Here is a 1,565-nt window from a genome sequence, read left to right as displayed (position 1 = left end):
CGGCGACCGCGAACTCCTGCGCGTGCAGGACGTCGACGGTGCGCCCGTTCAACGTCGCCAGCCGGGCGGCCACGCGCGCGACCTCGGCACCGTCGGCGCCGGCCACGGCCGCGACGATGACGCCGTCGGGCTCGGACGGCTCGGTGCCGACGGTCTCCAGCCGCGGCGCCGTGGCCGCGACCGTCTCGCCGGCCTGGACCCGCTCGGCGCCGGCGAGCGCGCCGCGCGCCGTCGTGAGGATCGCGATGCCCACCAGCAGCACGACGGCGGCCAGGAAGAACGGGACGTGCACGTTCGTCGCCTCGACCAGCTTGCCCGCGGCGAACGGCGCGAGCCCGCCACCGATGAACCGGACGAAGCCGTACGCCGCCGACGCCACCGGGCGGTCGACCGGTGACACCGTCATCACCGCCTGCGTGGTGACGGTGTTGTTGACGCCGATGAACACGCCGGCCACGACGACCGCCGTGACCAGCACGGGCACGTGGTCGGTCCAGATCGCGATGACCAGGACCACGACGCTGAAGCAGGCGAGGTTCGCGTAGAGCGTGCGGGCGATGCCGAGCCGCCGCTGCAGCCACGGAGCCCCGGCCACCGAGAAGATCGCCACCAGCAGGCCCCAGCCGGTGAACACCAGGCCGAGCTCGATGGCGCCCAGGCTCATGGGGAACGGCGCGTACCCCAGCACGGTGAAGAACGCCCAGTTGTAGCAGAGCGCCGTCAGCGACATCGCGAGCAGGCCGCGGTGCCGCAGGGCGCGCAGGGGCTCCAGCAGCCCGGTGCGGCGGGGCGGCAGCGGCTGCGGCTCGACCAGCACGACGGTGGCGATCAGCGCGATGCTCATCAGCGCGGCGACGCCGAAGAACGGCCCGCGCCAGCTGATCTCGCCGAGCACGCCGCCCAGCAGCGGGCCCACCGCGATGCCCAGGCCGAGCGCCGTCTCGTACAGCACGATCGCGCCGACGAACCCGCCGCTGGCCGACGCGACGATGACGGCCAGCGATGTCGCGATGAACAGGGCGTTGCCGACGCCCCAGCCGGCCCGGAACCCGACGATGCCACCGATGCTGTCGGACGCGCCGGCCAGCGCCGCGAACACCACGATGAGCGCCAGCCCGGCGATCAGCGTCCGCTTGGCGCCGATGCGGCTGGACACCCAGTTCGTCACCAGCATCGCGACCGCCGTGACCACGAGGTAGCTGGTGAACAGCAGCGTCACCTGGCTCGGCGTGGCGTCGAGCTCACTGGAGATGGCGGGGAGGATCGGGTCGACCAGGCCGATGCCCATGAACGACACGACGCAGGCGAACGCGACGGCATAGACGGCCTTGGGCTGGCGGAACGGGCTGCTGGCGGGACGGGCGGTGCCGGTCATGCGGTGGCTCCGGTGGGATCGGGGGCGGTCGGAGGGGCGGAGGCGCCGGTGGGCGCGGTCGCCGTCAGGGCGTCGATGGCGGGGACGGCGGCCTCGAGCGCGGCGCGGTCGGCGGGGTCCAGCGCGGCCAGCAGGGCGGCCAGCCGGTCGGCGCGCGCGGACCGCCGCACGGCCAGGGCCGTGCGGCCGG

At 74.4% G+C, this 1,565-nt stretch carries 1 protein-coding gene and 1 pseudogene; both read right to left on the bottom strand.

The genetic code is table 11. The features are described from left to right. Positions 1-1,375: MFS transporter (locus tag DY240_RS22740; RefSeq protein ID WP_199702099.1), on the bottom strand; the 1,375-nt coding region annotated here is incomplete at its 3' end. Further along, positions 1,372-1,565, bottom strand: a pseudogene (locus DY240_RS32275) (MarR family transcriptional regulator); the annotation flags it as partial. The gene DY240_RS22740 and the pseudogene DY240_RS32275, both read right to left, overlap by 4 nt.

Source organism: Jiangella rhizosphaerae (genome assembly GCF_003579925.1).
Taxonomy (GTDB): domain Bacteria; phylum Actinomycetota; class Actinomycetes; order Jiangellales; family Jiangellaceae; genus Jiangella; species Jiangella rhizosphaerae.
The sequence above is the reverse complement of the archived record's forward strand: the minus strand, read 5'-3'. Positions and strand labels throughout refer to the sequence as shown.